Source organism: Erwinia sp. STN24 (assembly GCF_041320675.1).
GTDB lineage: Bacteria > Pseudomonadota > Gammaproteobacteria > Enterobacterales > Enterobacteriaceae > Erwinia > Erwinia aeris.
This window is the reverse complement of sequence record NZ_JBGGPM010000018.1, coordinates 1-607: the sequence shown is the minus strand read 5'-3', so window position 1 is coordinate 607 and position 607 is coordinate 1. Positions and strand designations below refer to the sequence as shown.

Below are 607 nucleotides of genomic sequence, written 5' to 3'. Positions count from 1 at the left end.
CGCCCTTCATCGCCTCTGACTGCCAGGGCATCCACCGTGTACGCTTAGTCACTTAACCTCACAACCCACAAGCGTCCCGAAAGACGATTGTCAGCTGCAAGCATTTGAGAGACTCGAACATATCGTTGATTTCATTCTTATTACGGAGAATGAAAACGACATGTCGTTTCAATTTTCAGCTTGTTCCGGATTGTTAAAGAGCAAATATCTCAAACGTGACTCGAAAGCCAGTTTTGAGATAGTTTTTGTAAACTGCATGGTGGAGCTAAGCGGGATCGAACCGCTGACCTCCTGCGTGCAAGGCAGGCGCTCTCCCAGCTGAGCTATAGCCCCATACAGTTACTGCAGAGACCATCTACTACCACTCAACCGCGAGTGACACGTCCTTTTTACGGGAAATGTAATTCTTTTCTGGTCAAGGCGTGGCTTCGCGCCGCATATCACGATATGCAAGTGAAGTCACAACGCAGGACAGGAAAGAATTTGGTAGGCCTGAGTGGACTTGAACCACCGACCTCACCCTTATCAGGGGTGCGCTCTAACCACCTGAGCTACAAGCCTGTAGAGGTTTTTTCTGCTCGTTACTTTTCTATCAGACAATCTGTGT

General features: G+C 48.4%; 2 tRNA genes. Both read right to left on the bottom strand.

Annotated features, from left to right (window positions below):
* Nucleotides 1-257 precede the first annotated feature (257 nt).
* Nucleotides 258-333 (bottom strand) — tRNA-Ala (locus ACA373_RS22125).
* 151 nt (nucleotides 334-484) lie between these two features.
* Nucleotides 485-561 (bottom strand) — tRNA-Ile (locus tag ACA373_RS22120).
* Nucleotides 562-607: the final 46 nt, after the last annotated feature.